This window comes from Actinomycetes bacterium, assembly GCA_022599915.1.
GTDB lineage: Bacteria > Actinomycetota > Actinomycetes > S36-B12.
In genome coordinates this window covers 82,215-99,690 of sequence record JAHZLH010000001.1, presented here as the reverse complement: position 1 = coordinate 99,690, position 17,476 = coordinate 82,215, and the positions used below count along the sequence as shown (strand labels likewise).

The 17,476-nt window shown below is 61.2% G+C and carries 13 protein-coding genes; 5 read left to right on the top strand and 8 right to left on the bottom strand.

Going from position 1 to position 17,476, the window contains the following annotated elements:
* Nucleotides 1–38: 38 nt before the first annotated feature.
* The 3 genes from K0U62_00490 to K0U62_00480 all read left to right on the top strand — a co-directional run bounded on the left by K0U62_00490 (nt 39) and on the right by K0U62_00480 (nt 2,905).
* Complete coding sequence (locus tag K0U62_00490) at nt 39–374, top strand: cupin domain-containing protein (protein ID MCH9799993.1); 336 nt, start codon at nt 39–41, stop codon at nt 372–374.
* Between the two features lie 71 nt (nt 375–445).
* Entirely contained in the window at nt 446–1,054 is a 609-nt protein-coding gene (gene trmB, locus K0U62_00485; GenBank protein MCH9799992.1) for a tRNA (guanosine(46)-N7)-methyltransferase TrmB, read from the top strand.
* Between the two features lie 51 nt (nt 1,055–1,105).
* Nucleotides 1,106–2,905, top strand: a complete 1,800-nt coding sequence (locus K0U62_00480) for a glycoside hydrolase family 15 protein (GenBank protein MCH9799991.1) — start codon at nt 1,106–1,108, stop codon at nt 2,903–2,905.
* Nucleotides 2,906–2,965: 60 nt separating this feature from the next.
* Here the strand turns inward: K0U62_00480 and zwf are convergent, their stop codons facing one another.
* From zwf to K0U62_00460, 4 genes are read right to left on the bottom strand one after another with little or no spacing between them, the layout of a single operon-like run.
* Nucleotides 2,966–4,363, bottom strand: a complete 1,398-nt coding sequence (gene zwf, locus K0U62_00475) for a glucose-6-phosphate dehydrogenase (protein ID MCH9799990.1) — start codon at nt 4,361–4,363, stop codon at nt 2,966–2,968.
* 29 nt (nt 4,364–4,392) lie between these two features.
* Nucleotides 4,393–7,749: a maltose alpha-D-glucosyltransferase gene (gene treS, locus K0U62_00470; protein ID MCH9799989.1), complete on the bottom strand. Its 3,357-nt coding sequence runs from the start codon at nt 7,747–7,749 to the stop codon at nt 4,393–4,395.
* Nucleotides 7,750–7,768: 19 nt separating this feature from the next.
* Nucleotides 7,769–8,698, bottom strand: coding sequence for a cation diffusion facilitator family transporter (locus K0U62_00465; protein MCH9799988.1), 930 nt, complete (start codon nt 8,696–8,698; stop codon nt 7,769–7,771).
* Nucleotides 8,695–9,363 carry a histidine phosphatase family protein gene (locus K0U62_00460; GenBank protein MCH9799987.1) on the bottom strand — a complete coding sequence of 223 codons (669 nt, stop codon included), beginning with the start codon at nt 9,361–9,363 and terminating at the stop codon, nt 8,695–8,697. Before K0U62_00460 ends, K0U62_00465 begins: the two co-directional genes overlap by 4 nt.
* A 64-nt stretch (nt 9,364–9,427) precedes the next feature.
* On the opposite strand from K0U62_00460, the gene K0U62_00455 reads away from it, so the two are divergent.
* Nucleotides 9,428–10,255: an aminoglycoside phosphotransferase family protein gene (locus K0U62_00455; protein ID MCH9799986.1), complete on the top strand. Its 828-nt coding sequence runs from the start codon at nt 9,428–9,430 to the stop codon at nt 10,253–10,255.
* Here the strand turns inward: K0U62_00455 and K0U62_00450 are convergent.
* The 4 genes from K0U62_00450 to K0U62_00435 form a co-directional block, all read right to left on the bottom strand.
* Nucleotides 10,221–10,853 carry an alpha-ketoglutarate-dependent dioxygenase AlkB gene (locus K0U62_00450; protein MCH9799985.1) on the bottom strand — a complete coding sequence of 211 codons (633 nt, stop codon included), beginning with the start codon at nt 10,851–10,853 and terminating at the stop codon, nt 10,221–10,223. The two genes, K0U62_00455 and K0U62_00450, sit on opposite strands and share 35 nt — an antisense overlap.
* A 14-nt stretch (nt 10,854–10,867) precedes the next feature.
* Nucleotides 10,868–11,443 carry a recombination regulator RecX gene (locus tag K0U62_00445; protein ID MCH9799984.1) on the bottom strand — a complete coding sequence of 192 codons (576 nt, stop codon included), beginning with the start codon at nt 11,441–11,443 and terminating at the stop codon, nt 10,868–10,870.
* Nucleotides 11,440–12,540, bottom strand: coding sequence for a recombinase RecA (gene recA / locus K0U62_00440; GenBank protein ID MCH9799983.1), 1,101 nt, complete (start codon nt 12,538–12,540; stop codon nt 11,440–11,442). The genes K0U62_00445 and recA overlap by 4 nt, the downstream gene beginning before the upstream one ends.
* A gap of 267 nt (nt 12,541–12,807) precedes the next feature.
* On the bottom strand, nt 12,808–13,002 hold the full coding sequence (locus K0U62_00435; protein MCH9799982.1) for a DUF3046 domain-containing protein: 195 nt from the start codon (nt 13,000–13,002) through the stop codon (nt 12,808–12,810).
* A gap of 120 nt (nt 13,003–13,122) precedes the next feature.
* On the opposite strand from K0U62_00435, the gene K0U62_00430 reads away from it, so the two are divergent.
* Entirely contained in the window at nt 13,123–17,475 is a 4,353-nt protein-coding gene (locus tag K0U62_00430; GenBank protein MCH9799981.1) for a DEAD/DEAH box helicase, read from the top strand.
* The last annotated feature ends 1 nt before the right edge of the window (nt 17,476 follow it).

The following is a 17,476-nucleotide window of genomic DNA, read 5'->3' as shown; positions in this document are numbered from 1 at the left end:
CCGGGCGGCGGCGTCTCCCGCATCGATAGGCTGCCGTCATGACAAGCCGGGTGCTGGCCGGACCAGCGACACAGATTGATTCGCTGCCGCTACCGAAAGATCAACTGGTAGCAGGGGCTCCCAATGCCGGAATGCTCGACTTTGGCACTGCTGGGTTCGCCTGCGGTTTGTGGGAACATAGTGAGGGGGTATCCACGGATGTGGAAGCAGACGAAGTTTTCGTGGTGTTGTCCGGGCGAGCCCGTATCGAAATCGTCGGCCAACAAGACTTGGAGATTGAACCAGGCAACGTCGTGTTACTGGAAGCCGGCGCTGAAACCACCTGGCACGTCACCGAGCCGCTGCGCAAGTTCTGGGTGACCGCGACCGGCTAATCGGGTCAATCGCCATGGACCGAAGTATTCGCACTTACCACGCTCGCGGGGGTCGGTCACAGCCAAAAGCGGTGCGGGCAGTCACTGATCTGCTCCCCCGCTACGGCGTCTCACCCTCCGGGGATCCACTGACGCCAAGTGAACTCTTCGATCCGCCTCTGCCGGCCGTGGTGGAGTTTGGTTCGGGCATGGGCGATGCGACGGCAACGATGGCTGCTGACGACCCGGCGACTGGCATCATCGCCGTCGAAGTGCATACCCCGGGCGTGGGTCGGCTCCTGCGTCGCATCGATAACGCGGGTCTAACCAATGTGCGAGTTGTCCACGGTGATGGCGTGTTGTTCTTACACGAGCGGGTTCCGCCGGGGTCGCTGGCTGGTTTTCGCTGTTTCTTTCCAGATCCTTGGCCGAAGAAGAAACACCACAAGCGGCGCCTGATCCAGCCAGAACTACTGCGGCTGATCGTGTCGCGGCTGGCCCGCAGCGCTCCAGTGCACTTAGCCACCGATTGGGCCGACTACGGCGAGCAAATGATCGAGGTGGTGACAGCGGAACCGGACCTCGATGTCGTCTTCACCGGTGCTGGTGACTGCCCGCTGCCCCGGCCGGAAACAAAGTTTGAGGCAAAGGGCAAAGCCAAAGGCCACCAGATCTGCGACATCGTCGCCTACCGGAAGTAGTGCTTTTCGTTTTCGCACGCATTACCGGCGAATAACCGCCAAACTGAGGCCATGTCCGCACCCATAGAAGACTATGCACTCATCGGCGACCTCCATACTTCGGCACTGGTGTCGCGTGCGGGTGCGATCGACTGGTTGTGCTTGCCGCGACTGGATTCCGACGCCGCATTTGCGTCACTACTAGGCGACGAGAGCAACGGGCATTGGACCGTTCGACCCACCGAACCTGTCACCAGCATCACGCGCAAGTACATCGAAGGCACTCTGGTGCTGGAAACCACCATGAACACGAAGTCTGGCTCGATCACCGTGACCGATTTCATGCCGATTCGGGAAAACCATCCGACGATCTTTCGGATCGTGCGCGGGGTATCCGGCACCGTCACTGTGGGCTCGGAGATGGCGCTGCGGTTCGGTTACGGCCGGATCACCCCCTACTACACCGACTCGGCAACTGGGGTTCACGCCCAAGCGGGACCCGACGCGGTGCTGTACGTGACTCGGGCCAAGACCTGGCTAGCAGATAAGAACATTCACAGCGAGATGACTGTGCGGGAAGGTGAAACCTATGCGATGCAGGCAATTTGGTATCGCCCCTGGGACAAGGCACCGCTGCCCCGGGAACCGTTCGCTGCGGAACGAGTGACGGAAGCCTGGTGGAAGGAATGGTCTGGTCGCGCCACCTACCGCGGCCCTCACGAGCATGCGGTGGTTCGGTCGCTGATCACGCTCAAGGCCCTGACGTATCTGCCCACTGGCGGTGTTGCCGCGGCGGCCACCACGTCGCTGCCGGAAACGCTGGGCGGAGAACGAAACTGGGACTACCGCTACACCTGGCTACGGGACGCCTCCATGACCTTGCAGTCGCTATTGCTGGAGGGCTATCGGGAAGAAGCCATGGCGTTTCGCGGTTGGTTACTGCGGGCAGTGGCTGGTGACCCCCAGGACATGCAGATCATGTACAGCCTGACCGGTAAACGTCATCTCCCGGAGTTCACCTTGGACTGGTTGCCGGGTTACGAAAACTCCGCGCCGGTACGAGTCGGCAATGGTGCTGCCGATCAGTTCCAGTTGGACGTCTATGGCGAACTCAGCGATGCGGCATATATGGGCCGACGGATCGGCTTGGTCAGTGCCAAAAACCCCGGTGCCGCCTGGAAACTGCAGTTAGCGACGGCGCGGTTTGTCGCAAAGAAGTGGCGGGATCCGGACGAAGGCATTTGGGAAGTTCGCGGCGGTCAGCAGCACTTCACCTACTCCAAGGTGATGGCCTGGGTGGCTGTTGATCGGATCTTGAAATCCGTCCGCGACTTCGGTTTCGACGGCCCCGAGGATGAACTGGCCGCGCTTGCTGACGAAATCAAAACCGACATCCTGACCCACGGGGTGGATCCGGATCGTAACTGCTTCACCCAGGCCTATGGCAACAAAGCGATGGATGCCAGCCTGCTGATGATTCCGCTGGTGGGTTTCCTGCCCCCCGACGACGAACGGATCATCAACACGGTTCACGAGGTGGAGAAGGAGCTGTCCCACGACGGCTTGTTGTTGCGGTACCTCACCCACGAAACTGATGACGGCCTATCCGGTGAAGAGGGCACTTTCCTGATCTGTTCGTTCTGGCTAGTGCAGTGTCTGGCCAAGATTGGCGAGCGCGACAAGGCGGAGAAGTTGTTCGACAAACTGTGTTCGCTGACCAATGATGTGGGTTTGCTCAGCGAGGAATACGACCCGAAAGCGGGCCGGATGCTGGGCAACATGCCACAGGCATTTTCCCACATCGGCCTGATTGGGGCTGCGCATGCGCTGCGGCCGCCGCAGGACGGGAACTTCCGGCTACCGCAGGACTGACCCTGGAGTAGTGGCGGCAGTTCACCCGGTCGGTGGTTCACCGTGATGGTTCCCGGGCAGTTACTGCGGATCGAGCCACGGCTCGTGCCAACTGTCCACTCCCGCGAGTAGTTGGTCCGCCTCCTTGGGTCCCCACGACCCTTGCTGATAACTGACAACTGGTGGCCGGTCATCCAAAAGTGGCTGCACGATCCGCCAGGTTTCCTCGACCGCATCTTGCCGAGCGAACTGGCCGTGGTCTCCGGCGATGGCCGCGGTCAGCAGCTGCTCATACGGGGTAGGCCCAGCACCACCCTCGCTGGCGAAATCCATATCCAGATGGATCGGTCGTGTCCGCTCCCCTTCGGCTGACTTGGCGACCAGTCGCAACTGGGCACCAGGGTCGGGATCGATCCGCAACACCAACTGGTTGGCATCTTGGCGATGGCTGGCCGCGTGCCGACCGATCGGTGGTGGTCGCCGGAAAACCACCCTCACTTCGGTGACTCGTTCCGGCAATGCCTTACCCGCCCGAATCACGATCGGCACACCGTGCCAGCGCCGATTATCAATGTGCAACTTCAGTGCACAGTAGGTTTCGGTTTCCGAGTCGGGGGCAACCCCGGCCACGTCGAGGTAGCCGTCGTACTGACCGCGAACATAGTTGCGCGACTGCGCTGGCGGCATGCTGCGAAATACGTCAGCTTTGCGGTCGTTGATGGCGGTGGCGTCCGCTCCGGCGGGTGGCTCCATCGTCACCAAACTCAACACCTGCAACAGATGGTTTTGCACTACATCGCGCAGTGTCCCCACTGGGTCGTAGAAGGACCCCCGGTCCGCAACACCGAAGTTTTCCGCCATGGTGATCTCGATCGCTGCCACATGATCGCGGTTCCACACCGGCTCTAGGATTTCGTTGGCGAACCGCAGATAAAGGATGTCCTCCACCGCCATCTTGCCGAGGAAGTGGTCAATGCGGAACAGCTGATCTTCAGTGATGTGAGCGTGCAGCGCCTGGTTCAACTCACGAGCCGACTCCAGATCGTGCCCGAACGGCTTCTCGACAATCACTCGCGCGTCTTTGGTCAAACCCGCATCAGCCAGATGACCCACCACCATCGCAAACAGTGACGGCGGGATCTCCAAGTAAAACGCTGGCCGCTGTTTACCCGAGATCGCCTCGGCCACCCGTCGGTAGGCGGCCGGATCACCGAAGTCACCGCTGACGTAGCTGAACCGGTCCATCAACCGCTGAAATACGCTGTCATCGATCGTGACACCAGTCCCGGTGATGGCGCTGCGAGCGTGAGCTGCGAGATCCTGCTGACTCCAGTCGTCGCGAGCCACCCCCACCAACGGGATGTTCAGCAACCCGCGGTCCTCTAGGCGATACAGCGAACCAAAGGTCATCACTTTGGCTAGATCGCCGGAGATACCGAAGATCACCAGGACATCAGCAGGTTGTTCAGGTGCAGCCATTGCTCTCCTCAGAGTTCACCACGGGCATGTCATTCGCTTTCGCTATCCGCCAGCGCCAGCAGACCACGAATAGGAACGGCAAGCCAGTCAGGACGGTGATGTAGCTCGTGCTCCAGTTCGAAGGCCGCTTTTTCAATCAAGAACGCTCGCAGCAACACGTCGGTGGCTTCGCGGTGCTCTACTAGTAGATCGGGACCAATGCGCTGACAGTAGTTGTCTAAGAAACTTCCCCCCGCGACCGCAGACCAGTATCGCGCCGACCGGAAAACCGCGTCTCGGCGCCGCCGCACGTTGTAGCGATCGCAGTACTCTTCCGCTGCTCGCAGTGCCGCATAGTCCAACGAGCGCAACATGGAAGCCACATCCCGCAACGGCGAACGTTTCAGCCGGCGAATCGGCAGCGTTTGCGCACGCAGCCCATCGAAATCAACGACAGTGAAACCTCGGCCATCAAAAAGTGTTTGCCCTAGGTGATAGTTCCCATGAATCCGCATCCGCAGGCCATCGATGTGCAGCCCCTTGACTCGATCCAGCAGCCGGTCCAGGTCTGCTTCTGCCGCGAATAGGGCGGCCGCCAGCGATCCGGTACGCGTATCCAAATCGACTTGGCGCCCCGCCAGTGTGTTCAACGAACGACGCAACCGGTTGCGGATGGATTGATACAGGGACCGCTGATAGTGACTGGTGAATGGCTCGGGCCGCAGGTCAGCATCCACCTCGTTGGTGGCTAGCGCCAAATGCATGTCCGCTGTGGTGGCAGCCAACGTCTCGATGTTCTGCAACATCGCGCCAAACATTTCTTCCGCCAGCTGCGGTGGCTGCGAGGCTCGCAGGAGCGGTGGGATTGAAGTTTCCCGGATCCGCCGCACATGGGTAGTTGGCACCTGTTCGAAGAATGTCCCCAACTGGCGCAGGAAATAGGTCCAGCCATCTTCTTCGTGCGGCACATATCGATGCAGTACCGCGGCCGTTCGAGTTTTCCCGCCGGTCGACACCATTTCCAACGCTCCCAACGTGGGCGCGATCTCGGCGAGGTCGCCAGCTTCGGTGAGGAAACGCCCCAACTCCCAATCTGGACTCACCCCATCCTCGCTGCGGCGGTACAACTTGAGGATGAGTCGATCTCCGTAGGCCACCGTGGAGTGCACCTGGCCACCGCGCAGCAGCCGTGGCCACAACCAGAGGCTGTTTTCCTCGGCAGGAACGTCAGCCAGTTCGGGTTCCAGTTGGCTGGTGGTTAAGGCCCTGATTTCCCCGTGGTCTCCCACCAACGGCTCTCCGGTCAGAATCCGTCGCAACAGTTGCACCGTGAACTGTTCCTCAGCCATCCCATCACAAATCACTCCGGCAAGTGTCCCGTCCACACCAGCCGTTACCCGGATCAAACCGGCGCCGGGATGATCCCGAAGAAACTCCTCGGCATACATATCGGGTAGGAACGTCACTGGCAGCAAGTAGCTGGCTGGCTCCCCGAGGGAGAAACTCACATCGACCACCAGCAGCCGGCCCGGCAGTCGGTTGCCAGCCAGCGGGACCGGATAGTCGTGAGAGATGGAGACGTTGGTGATTCGCCGGCCGGCTCCAGCGAACCAATGACGTTCCGGCAACACCTCCGGAAGCACGTTTTCTATCCGTTCCCGCGAGCGACGATCGTGGAAGAGTTGCTCCCAATCGGTGGTGGTGGTGATACCGGGCAATTCCTCGGAATGAGTCTGATCACCGGGAGCACGCGGTTCCAGACGGAACCAGTAGAACGCATGTGGCCCCAACGTCAACAGATACGGCAGCGCGCCAATCCGGGGAAACTCCGACTCACCGAATAGTTCGACCGGAGTGAAGCCCTCGTAGTCCTGTAGCTCCAGTTCTACGTACTGAGCGAACCGACTGAGGTTAACGACCACAAGCAACGTTTCGTCGTCATCGGAGCGCAAGAAACACAACACTTGGCTGTTACTCGGCAGCAGAAACTCGATATCACCGGTACCGAAGGCTGGATGTTGCTGCCGTATCTGGATGAGTCGCCGCATCCACAGCAGCAGTGAGTTGGGGTTGCGTTCCTGCGACGCCACATTGACCGACTCATAGCGGTATTCCGGATCGATATTCACCGGCAGGTACAGCTGTTGCGGATTGGCTGGCGAGAATCCGGCGTTGCGGTCGCCCGACCATTGCATCGGTGTGCGGACCCCGTCCCGGTCGCCGAGATAGATGTTGTCGCCCATCCCGATTTCATCGCCGTAGTACACGATAGGGGTGCCGGGCAGGGACATCAGCAAACCATTGAGAAGTCGAATCCGCGCCCGATCATTGTCCAAGAGCGGGGCTAGTCGCCGCCGAATTCCTAAGTTGATCCTCGCCCGCTGGTCGGTGGCAAAGACCCGGTACATGTAGTCGCGCTCTTCGTCGGTCACCATTTCCAGCGTCAACTCGTCGTGGTTACGCAGGAACAACGCCCACTGCGCAGACTTGGGGATGTCCGGGGTCTGTTCAATGATGTCCACCAGCGGAAAGCGATCTTCCATCTGAACAGACATGTACATCCGGGGCATCACTGGGAAGTTGAACGCCATATGACATTCGTCGCCTTCACCGAAGTAGTCGCGGGTGTCTTCTGGCCACTGGTTAGCTTCCGCCAACAACATCCGGTTGCTGAATCGCTCGTCGACGTGGGCGCGGAGTTTCCGCAAGAACTCGTGCGTCTCCGGCAGGTTTTCGCAGGTGGTGCCTTCCCGCTCGTATAGGTAGGGCACCGCATCCAACCGCAGACCGTCTACACCCGCCTCTAGCCAAAAGTCCACCACCGACAACACCGCATCGTGTACTGCGGGGTTGTCGTAGTTCAGGTCGGGTTGATGACTGTAAAACCGGTGCCAAAAGTAGGAATTTGCGACTGGGTCCCAGGTCCAGTTGGAGGACTCGAAATCGGTAAAGATAATCCGCGCGTCTTGGTATTTACGGTTGGTCTGACTCCAGACATAAAAGTCGCGCCACTCGCTGTCTGGCGGGGCATTCCGGGCTCGTTGAAACCATTCATGCTGGTCACTGGTGTGATTGATAACCACCTCGGTAATCACCCGCAACCCCCGCGCATGCGCCTCTTGCACGAAGGTTCGAAAGTCGGCCATGGTGCCGTAGTCGGGGTGGATTCCGGTGTAGTCGGAAATGTCATAACCGCCGTCGCGCAACGGCGATGGGTAGAACGGCAACAACCAGATAGCGGTAGCGCCCAGTTCCTGGATGTAATCCAACCGGGACGTCAGACCTTCGAAGTCGCCAATGCCGTCACCGTTACCGTCCGCGAAACAGCGCACGTGAACTTGGTACAGCACTGCGGTGCGGTACCACTCCGGATCGTCCGAGACCTGGACGCCATTAACCAACGTCACCCCCCTAGCCAACCACAAACTACTCGATGGGATGTTGTCCTTCGTGAGTGTCGTTCCAAGCTCGCGGATCTTCTAGCGGTTCGAGGTGAGTGGTGACTTCAGCCCCCGGGATGGCGTTTTGGATGGTTTCCTCCAGCAGGTGGCAGACATCGTGGCCGGTCATCACGTCCCAGTCGCCGGGCACCAGCACGTGCATGGAAATAAATGCTTGTCGACCAGCCCGTCGGGTTTGTAGCCCATGCACCGAGACCTGATCACCAGTGAAGTTGCTAATTATTCCGGTGATCTGGGCGACATCTTTGCTCGGTAGCGCTTGGTCCATGAGGCTGGAGGTGCTTGAACGCAACAGCCGGGCCCCGACGATGATGATGTTGATCGCCACCGCAATCGCGATCAGTGGGTCGAGTACGTTCCAACCCGTGAAGCCGACCGCAAGGACCCCGATCACAACACCGCCGGTGGTCCACAGGTCAGTGAACAGGTGGTGGGCGTCTGCCTGTAACGCCATGCTGTTTTGCTTGCGACCGACCCGCAGCAAGATCACTGCCACGATCGCGTTGAGCACTGATGCGCCAATGGCGATGAAGATGCCTAGACCGATTTCCTCCAGCGGTTGCGGATCTCGTAGCCGCTCTGCTGCCGAGAAAATGATGAGCGTTGCTGCGACACAGATCATTCCACCTTCGACTAAGGCAGAGAAGTATTCCGCTTTACCGTGGCCGAACTGATGACGCCGATCCGGTGGTCGGCTGGCGGCTCGCAGCGCGATGATTGCCACGATTGCCGCGGCGATGTTCACCAGCGATTCCAGCGCATCGGACAACAACCCGACCGATCCGGTGACCAGCCAGGCCGCCAGCTTCATCGTGAGGACGACGAGGCCGACCGCTAGCGATAGGAAACCGTACTTGGACAGGTCAGGAATGGTGTTGTTGTTCTGGTTGCTCATGTGACCAGGTCCGGCTGCAGGTGCTCAGTCCGGTTGTGAGCCAACAGCCACCAGTCGGGGAAGTTCGGCATCGGGTGGTATTGCAGATGGGTGATGCCGGTGTGATTCGTGTGAATCGCCACCACACTCCACGGACCCTTCTCAAACACGTACTCAAACACTGCTTCGATGACACCGGCGTGGCAGACCACCGCTACTTTCTCGTCGGCGATGCGCTCAGCGAGTTCCGGGTCACCGAACCGGCTGCGCGCCGGGACGAGTTCTTCTACGAACGAGCCGACCCGGGAACGGAACTGCATCCAGGATTCGCCGCCCACGGTGACTGGCTCGTAGGGCCGAAGCGTTCCCCACATGTCCGGAACGTAGGGCTCCAGTTCCGATTCTGGCACTGGCCGACCATCGGGGTAGGCGGTACCGATCTCGCGCAGCCGATCATCGAACGTCGCTGCTAGGCCCGCCTGCGCCGACACCGCGGCGGCGGTCTCTGCTGCCCGTGCCACCGTGCTGGCGTACAACTGGGTCGGCTTTATCCGCTCGGCGACATGTTTCGCCACCGCCGTTGCCTGCTGTCGGCCGATGTCGGTCAACGGCGCATCACGGTGATCAGCCGTCAAATCCGCCAGGTTCACGTGGCTTTGGCCATGGCGGATTAGGTAAAGATGCACGCCGTTCACCCTAGTCGGTACACATCGCCGCCGCAGCCAGCTTGCGATGGGCCACACTAGACTTATGCCGTCGCCATTTGCTGCCCAATGTGTAGCCACGTTGCAGCAACTAGGAGTGCCTGTCGACGATGTCATCGATACCGGAGCGCAAAACTGTGTGGTGTTGACCAACGAGGGCGCTACCGTCCACCGGTTTCCTCGCTTCGACCCAGAACGACTCCCCGAGGTGATCGCGCGGTATGAGCGGATCTCCGAGCTCGGGCTGCCGACCGCTGAGATGGTGGCAGTGACGCACGGCGAACCCGGTGTCGCGCATCTGGTGCTGCGGCGGGAAACCGGCACCCCGTGGCGGGAAGCAATCGCGCAAATTGACACTGTCGGCCGACAACGAGCGGCGCAACAAATAGCGGAACTACTGCAACAGTGCCGAACTGTGACCGTGACTGATTGGCCGTTTGCGAATCTGTCGTGGCTGCGGATGTGGTCGGGCTTACAGACCCAGTTGGCGAACCCCCCTCGGCAGGCAGAAGTGTCTGCGGTGGACCACCAACATGTCGCCGATGCGCTAGCTACCGCCGAGCAGGCCCCCATGGGCTTGATCCACGGTGACCTGGCCTGGGGCAACATCCTGCTGTCTGATGTCGGTGACATCACCGCCGTGTTGGATTGGGACTTCGCTGTGATTGCCGATCCCGCCATTGATGTGGCCGCGGTGCTGTATGACGTTCCCCCAGATATGACCGCGGCGTTTGCCGAGGTTCATACGCATGTAGACGCTGACCTCAAACGATTCGATCGCTACCTGGCCACCTGGGATCTCCAGCACCGGCTTTGGCAGCACGAGGCGCCGAGTGATCTCAGGCCACCCCACTCGGTCGAAACTGCACACTGATTCGTGGTCCGTGGGCGTGGCGAGTCTTGGGTACGCAGTGGTCATAGCTGCGTTGACAACTGCCCCCCATCACCAACAGATCGCCATGACTGAGTGGGAATGACAAAGATTCGCCACCCCCGCGAGCGCGCAATGCTAACCGTCGTTGACTACCCAGCGACAGAATCGCCACCAAGACGTCCTTGCTGGCCCCCCGGCCAAATCGATCGCCGTGCCACGCCACGCTGTCCTCACCAGTGCGGTACAAACACAGTCCAGCACTGCGGAAGGGTTCCCAGCCAGTCCGGGCATAGTGCTCAGAGAGCCGTTCGCCTGCTGTCGCCACCAAGGCGGCTGGCACGTTGGCGAAAGATCGGTAGTGACTCGTCAGTCGCGGTACATCAACATCGTGGTCGTACATCCGCCGACTACCTGTTTTCCACGGTACCTGCTGAAGTAGCTGACTCATCAACTCGTCGGCCCCAACCAGCCAGCCGGGCAGGTGATCGATCCAGGCACCCGAATTCAACTCGGTACGCTGCAACTGACTCAGCGGTCGCCAAGTGGGTCCCCCGGCCACGCCCAAGGTCGGCTGCCACAGCTGCTCGTCAGGTGCCATTGCTGTTATCGAAGTCACGGCGACACCACTGTGTCCCAGTCGGTGGACTCCTCAGCACCGTCCTGCTCATGCTGAGCCTCCGCCAATGCGGTGCTGATGGTGTTGGGAGTGAAACCCCGGCGAGCCAACAGAGCGTACCGTCGATTCACTTCTTTACGGTTCGAGGGATCGAACTGGCCTTTGCGCCGCAGCAACGCCACTGCACTGGCTAGTTCCTCTTCGTCACTGATCTCAGCCACTCCTGACTGCACCAGTTCGCGGTCTACCCCTTTGCTGACCAGTCGGTGATTGATCCAGCGGCGGCTGCGACCAGGGGTTGCCCGACACGACTCTAAGAAAGCGGCGACGTAGGCCTGATCATCAACCAGACCGACCTCTTCGAACCGATCCAGCACCGCGGCTGCGACCTCGTCGGGAATCTCCTTACCCGCTAGCGCTTTCTCCAGTTGGGCCCGGGTTTGCTGCGAGCGACTGAGCCGACGTAGCGCGATATCGCGTGCCGACTGCAGCAGTTCGCGTTGATCCCCAGACAACTCCGACTCAACGACCGGTGATAGCGGCCGTTGATCGGAGTGATCTGGATAACTCACAGGTCAATCGGTGATGGCGGAGCGGCAGCTGTTGAACGACTCTTACGCTTTGCTGGTGCCGCCTTGGCTTCCGGTGCCGGCTCTGCGACCGGCTCATCAACTTTCGGACCGATCCCCATCGTTTCCTTGATCCGCTTTTCGATTTCGTCAGCAAGATCGGGGTTGTCAAGGAGGAAGGTTCGGGCATTCTCTTTACCCTGACCCAGCTGATCACCTTCGTAGGTGTACCAGGCACCGGATTTGCGAACGAGGGCGTTGTCCACGCCCAGATCTAACAAGCTACCTTCGCGCGAGATACCTTCGCCGTACAAGATGTCGAACTCGGCTTGCTTAAACGGCGGGGCGACTTTGTTCTTAGCGACCTTCACGCGAACCCGGTTACCCACTGGCTCACTACCGACCTTGAGTGTTTCGATCCGACGCACATCTAGCCGCACTGACGAATAGAACTTCAACGCTTTACCACCGGTGGTTGTTTCCGGAGAACCGAACATCACACCGATCTTCTCGCGCAACTGGTTGATGAAGATAGCTGTGGTGTTCGACGCGCTGAGCGCACCCGTCATCTTGCGCAGCGCCTGGCTCATCAGTCGCGCCTGCAAACCGACATGGCTATCTCCCATTTCGCCCTCGATCTCCGCACGCGGAGTTAGTGCGGCCACTGAGTCGACCACGATGAGATCGATTGCTCCTGAACGCACCAAAGTGTCGGCAATCTCTAGCGCCTGCTCACCGGTGTCCGGCTGTGAGACGTAGAGGCTGTCCAAATCCACGCCGAGCCGCTCGGCGTATTGCGGATCGAGTGCGTGCTCGGCGTCAATGAACGCCGCGATACCGCCCTGCCGTTGCACACTTGCAAGGGCATGCAGCGCCACGGTGGTCTTACCACTGGCCTCTGGACCATAGACCTCCACGATCCGCCCCCGCGGTAAACCACCAATACCCAATGCCACATCGAGGGCAATCGCTCCGGTGGGAATCACCTCGATCGGCGCTCGAGATTCCTCCCCGAGTCGCATGATCGAGCCACTGCCAAACTGTCGTTCGATCTGGGCTAACGCGCTATCTAGCGCTTTCTCGCGGTCGTTGGCGGCCATGGGTCCTCCAGTCGCAGGTACGTGGGCCGAAGCCCGTTGCCACCGAACCTAGGAATAGGGTCCGACAATCCGGCGGTATCGGGTCGAACTGTGGATACTGTCACCCAGAAAACCTCCGGGGACAAGCCGCAAGTGCTGTTCCGATAGCCCCACCCTAGTGCGAACATGTGTTCGAACTCGCATTGATTCCGGGTGTGTCGCAACAGTGGTGCCGCTGCCGAGGTTCGACTCAACACCGTCGTTCCCAGGTGGGTGACCCGTACCGAACTAGCGAAGGTTCGACGGCACGTCGGCGTGCTGGCAGACCGCTCGCCATACCTGTTTAGCTGGCACCCCCGCCTGCAGCGCAGCGGTAACAGAGCGACTGTCCAGCTCCGCCAACGTGACGTCGCGCGCCCACGACTCGGCATACTCTTCGCCGAAGACCAGGTGCATGCGGCGCCAAAACTCGGTGAGTCTCACGCCCCGATCCTGCCACTGCCGCAACAACAACGGCATAGTCGGGCCATCGCTGGCGGCTGGCTGCGCCAGCAACTACGGGTCGATGTGGCCGAAAGCGCGCGAGAGGTCCACCATGGGGTCGTGAACGATTCCTCGCCACTGAGTGGTTTCGGCGGCACCACTCGCCAGTGGTTTGCCGAATCGTTCGCTGCACCGACCACCGCCCAGGCACAGGCGTGGTCCGCCATCGGGTCCGGGGATCACACCCTGGTCGTGGCCCCCACCGGGTCAGGCAAAACATTGGCGGCCTTCTTGTGGGCGATCGATCAGTTAAACCGCCGCGATGACACTGACGCAGCAGCCGGGACCTCGGTGCTCTACATATCGCCACTCAAAGCATTGGCCGCCGACATCGAACGGAATCTGCGCGCGCCACTGGCGGGTCTGCAGCGCATCGACCCCAACGCTGCCGAGATCACCGTCGGAGTGCGCACCGGGGACACACCCAGCAACGAACGACGACGGATGCAGAACCATCCGCCCGATATCTTGATCACCACCCCCGAGTCTTTATTCCTGCTGCTCACCTCGGCTGCACGCACCACGCTGGCGAACGTCCAAACCGTGATCGTGGATGAGATCCACGCGTTGGCCGGCAACAAGCGCGGCTCACATCTGGCTTTGAGCCTGGAACGACTCGAACAGTTAGGCTGCCAACCCCAGCGGGTCGGACTGTCGGCCACCGTCCGACCGGTGGAGGAGGTGGCGAACTTCCTGGGAGGTGATCGCCCAGTCACCATCGTGGCCGCTCCGCATGACCGTCGGTTGGAACTGCAGGTGGAAGTACCGGTAGCCGATCTAGCGAACCCACCACCGGTCGAGACCGAAGACGGTGACACTACTGGCGCACCGTCTATCTGGCCGCATGTCGAAGAGGCAGTGACCGATCAAATCGCTGCCCATCAATCCACCTTGGTCTTCACCAACTCCCGGCGACTAGCTGAACGACTCACCACCCGGTTGAACGAGATCTGGACGCAGCGCCTGCCGGAGGAGCCGGTGTTGGCGCGTGCCCATCATGGCTCGGTTAGTAAGCAACGCCGCACAGTTATTGAGGACGAACTCAAAGCCGGAGCGTTGCGCTCCGTTGTGGCTACCAGCAGTTTGGAACTGGGCATCGACATGGGCGCGGTAGACCTAGTGGTGCAGGTGCAATCCCCGCCGGGGGTGGCAGCCGGCCTGCAGCGCGTTGGTCGCGCCGGACACCAGGTGGGAGCGGTGTCGCGGGCCGTGTTCTATCCCACGCACCGCGGTGATCTGTTGGCGGCGGCGGTCACAGCAGCCGAGATGACCGCCGGCGAACTGGAACCAACTCAGGTTCCGCGCCATCCCCTGGATGTGCTCGCGCAACAGATCGTGGCTGCCGTGGCGATGGACGAATGGGATGTCGACGAGTTATACGCCACCGTGCGACGAGCCTGGCCCTACCGGCAACTTCCCAGCAGCGCCTATGAAGCCGTGCTGGATATGTTGGCTGGTCGGTATCCCTCTGAACAGTTTGCCTCGTTGAAACCGCGACTGATCTGGGACCGCAGCAACAACCGGCTGGCCGGTCGGCCAGGTGCCCAGCGACTGGCCGTGACCAGCGGCGGCACCATCCCCGATCGGGGTCATTTTGGCGTGTTTCTTATCGGCGATGACGGCAATAGCCGAGTCGGCGAACTCGATGAGGAGATGGTGTACGAGTCGCGCGTCGGTGACGTCTTCGCATTGGGGTCGTCATCCTGGCGAATCGAAGACATCACCCCCGACCGGGTACTGGTCTCCCCCGCCCCGGGCCAACCCGCGAAGCTCCCGTTTTGGCATGGCGACAACGTCGGCCGCTCCGCCCAATTGGGCCAGGCGATTGGGCAGTTCCTGGATAACTGGCCGGACACCCGAGCAGAACCACCACCGGCGTTGGCTGCGGCGGCAGCGAACAACCTGGCGGACTATCTCGACGAGCAACTGTCTGCCACCGGAACGCTACCTGGTGCCCAACGGGTGGTTGTGGAACAGTTTCGCGATGAGTTGGGTGATCGGCGAGTCGTTGTTCATTCGCCCTACGGTGCCCGGGTGCACGCGCCGTGGGCACTGATCCTGGCTGACCAACTTCAGCAACGCTACAGCGTGGACGCCCAGGTCATGCCCGCGGACGACGGCATCGTGCTGCGACTACCTGACGACGGTTCGCTGGATTCGCTGCCGGAGTTGGCGGATCTCCTGGCCGTGACGCCGGAGTCGGTGCAGGAGCAACTCACGGCATTGGTGGCAGGTTCGGCGTTGTTCGCGGCCCGCTTCCGGGAATGCGCCGCCAGGTCATTGCTTTTCCCACGACGCGACCCCACCCGCCGCGCGCCGCTATGGCAGCAACGGCAACGATCCGCACAGTTGTTGTCGGTAGCAGCCGAATATGATTCGTTCCCGGTGGTACTGGAGACCTACCGGGAGTGCCTGCAAGACGTCTACGACCTACCGGCGCTCACCGCACTGCTGGAGCGAATCCGCGACGAGCAAGTGGAGATTGTGGAAGTCACCACCACTTCGCCGTCCCCGTTCGCCCGGTCACTGCTGTTCAACTACGTGGCGTCCTTTTTGTACGAGGGCGATTCACCGTTAGCGGAACGAAAGTCAGCTGCACTGGCACTCGATGAAGGAATGCTGACGGAACTGCTCGGCACCGCGGACTTGCGGGAGTTGTTGGCACCGGACGCGCTGCGGCTGGTGGCGAGCAGACTGCAGCACCTCGGCGATCGTGCTGCCCGCACCGCGGAACAGTCCTGGGATGTGCTGCGCCGCATTGGGCCGCTACGCGAAGACGAACTCGCCGATCGTGGCATCAGCCTCCAATTCCGTGAGGAGCTGGCACGTGCCCGCCGGATCTTTGGGTTCCGACTGGCGGGCACCTCATGGTGGGCGGTCACCGATGATGCGGGTCGGCTGCGCGATGGTCTCGGCATCGCCCTGCCACCGGGCCTGCCGGAAGCTGTCTTGGCCACGGTTCCTGCGGCTCATACAGATCTACTGCTGCGCTATGCCCGCTGTCACGGACCCTTCACCACCAGCGAGGCTGGCGAACGCTACGGCCTCACCGAGGGCACAGTGACGCAAGTCATTGCCGAATTGGTCGCTCGCGGGGACCTGCTCTCGGGTGAGTTTCGACCTGGCGACACTGGATCGGAGTGGTGCCATCCCGATGTGCTGCGCAATATCCGGCGAGTGTCCGCGGCCATGTACCGCGACGAAATCGAACCGGCCGACCCAGAACAGTTGGCCATCTTCCTCCCGGCATGGCAGCAGGTAGTGCCACACGGCGGCCGACCACGACGGCGTGGAACCGACGGGCTGCTGGACGCTATTGAGCAACTGGCAGGGGTACCGCTCCCGGCGTCACAGCTGGACGCACCGATTCTGAGTAGTCGAGTAGCTGACTATCAGCCAGCCATGTTGGACGAACTCACTTTGTCCGGTGAGATCAGCTGGTGGGGTGCGGCCGCACTACCCAAGGACGGCTGGATCTGCCTGGCGCCCAGCGATCAAGTCAATGCGCTGCTGCCAGAACCACAGATGCCCGATCATCCGATCGACGTGGAATTGTTAGCGCTGCTGGAGTCAGGTGGGGCCTGGTTCACCCACGATCTGCACGATCGACTCCCGCATTTTGAGGGCATTCCGCGTGCGGATGTGGAAGCGGCATTGTGGCGGCTGGTCTGGTCGGGCCGCGTCACCAACGACACCATTTCGATCGTGCGCCGTCGCGCGCAACCCACCCCACGACGAACAACATCGCGTCGAGGTCGCCGCGCCCGGATCGCGCGGCCACAACCCTCTGGACGCTGGAGCGCTCTCGCACCCGGGGTCGAACCAGATCCCACTCACGCCATCACTCAGGCCGAAGTACTGCTGGAGCGGTACGGCTTAGTGTCGCGCAGCACGGTATCGGCGGAACGGCGCAGTTACGCTCCGATCTACCGGGCGTTGTCTGCCCTAGAGGATCGCGGCCGTTGCCGTCGGGGCTATGTTGTGGCCGGTCTGGGTGGCTCGCAGTTTGCGCTGCCGCAGGCAGTTGACCAGCTCCGAGCGGCCGAACCGCAACATCGAGTGCACGTGTTGGCAGCTGGCGATCCGGCCAACCCTTACGGCGCGGCGTTGCCGTGGCCAGATCACCCGGGCGCAGCCCGACCGGGCCGCAAGGCAGGTGCGCTGGTGGTGCTGATGGACGGCGCATTACTGGCCTACGTGGAACGAGGTGGCGGCAGTGTGCTCACCTTCAGCGACGAATCACCACAGTTGCAGTCTGCTGCCGCGGCACTGGTGTCTGCGGTCACCGAGTCGTCGCTGTCACCGCTGGCGATCAAGAGGATTGATGGTGGCGGTTTAGATCATCCTTGGACGGCTGCTTTGGTGGCAGCCGGGGCAGAACGAACGCCTAACGCACTTCGGGTGAGGCGCTGAT

Coding starts and splice junctions, on each gene's coding strand:
- K0U62_00490 (MCH9799993.1), top strand. CDS start 39: ATGACAAGCCGGGTGCTGGCCGGACCAGCGACACAGATTGATTCGCTG.
- K0U62_00480 (MCH9799991.1), top strand. CDS start 1,106: ATGTCCGCACCCATAGAAGACTATGCACTCATCGGCGACCTCCATACT.
- zwf (MCH9799990.1), bottom strand. CDS start 4,363: ATGGCTGCACCTGAACAACCTGCTGATGTCCTGGTGATCTTCGGTATC.
- K0U62_00465 (MCH9799988.1), bottom strand. CDS start 8,698: ATGAGCAACCAGAACAACAACACCATTCCTGACCTGTCCAAGTACGGT.
- K0U62_00455 (MCH9799986.1), top strand. CDS start 9,428: ATGCCGTCGCCATTTGCTGCCCAATGTGTAGCCACGTTGCAGCAACTA.
- K0U62_00450 (MCH9799985.1), bottom strand. CDS start 10,853: ATGGCACCTGACGAGCAGCTGTGGCAGCCGACCTTGGGCGTGGCCGGG.
- recA (MCH9799983.1), bottom strand. CDS start 12,540: ATGGCCGCCAACGACCGCGAGAAAGCGCTAGATAGCGCGTTAGCCCAG.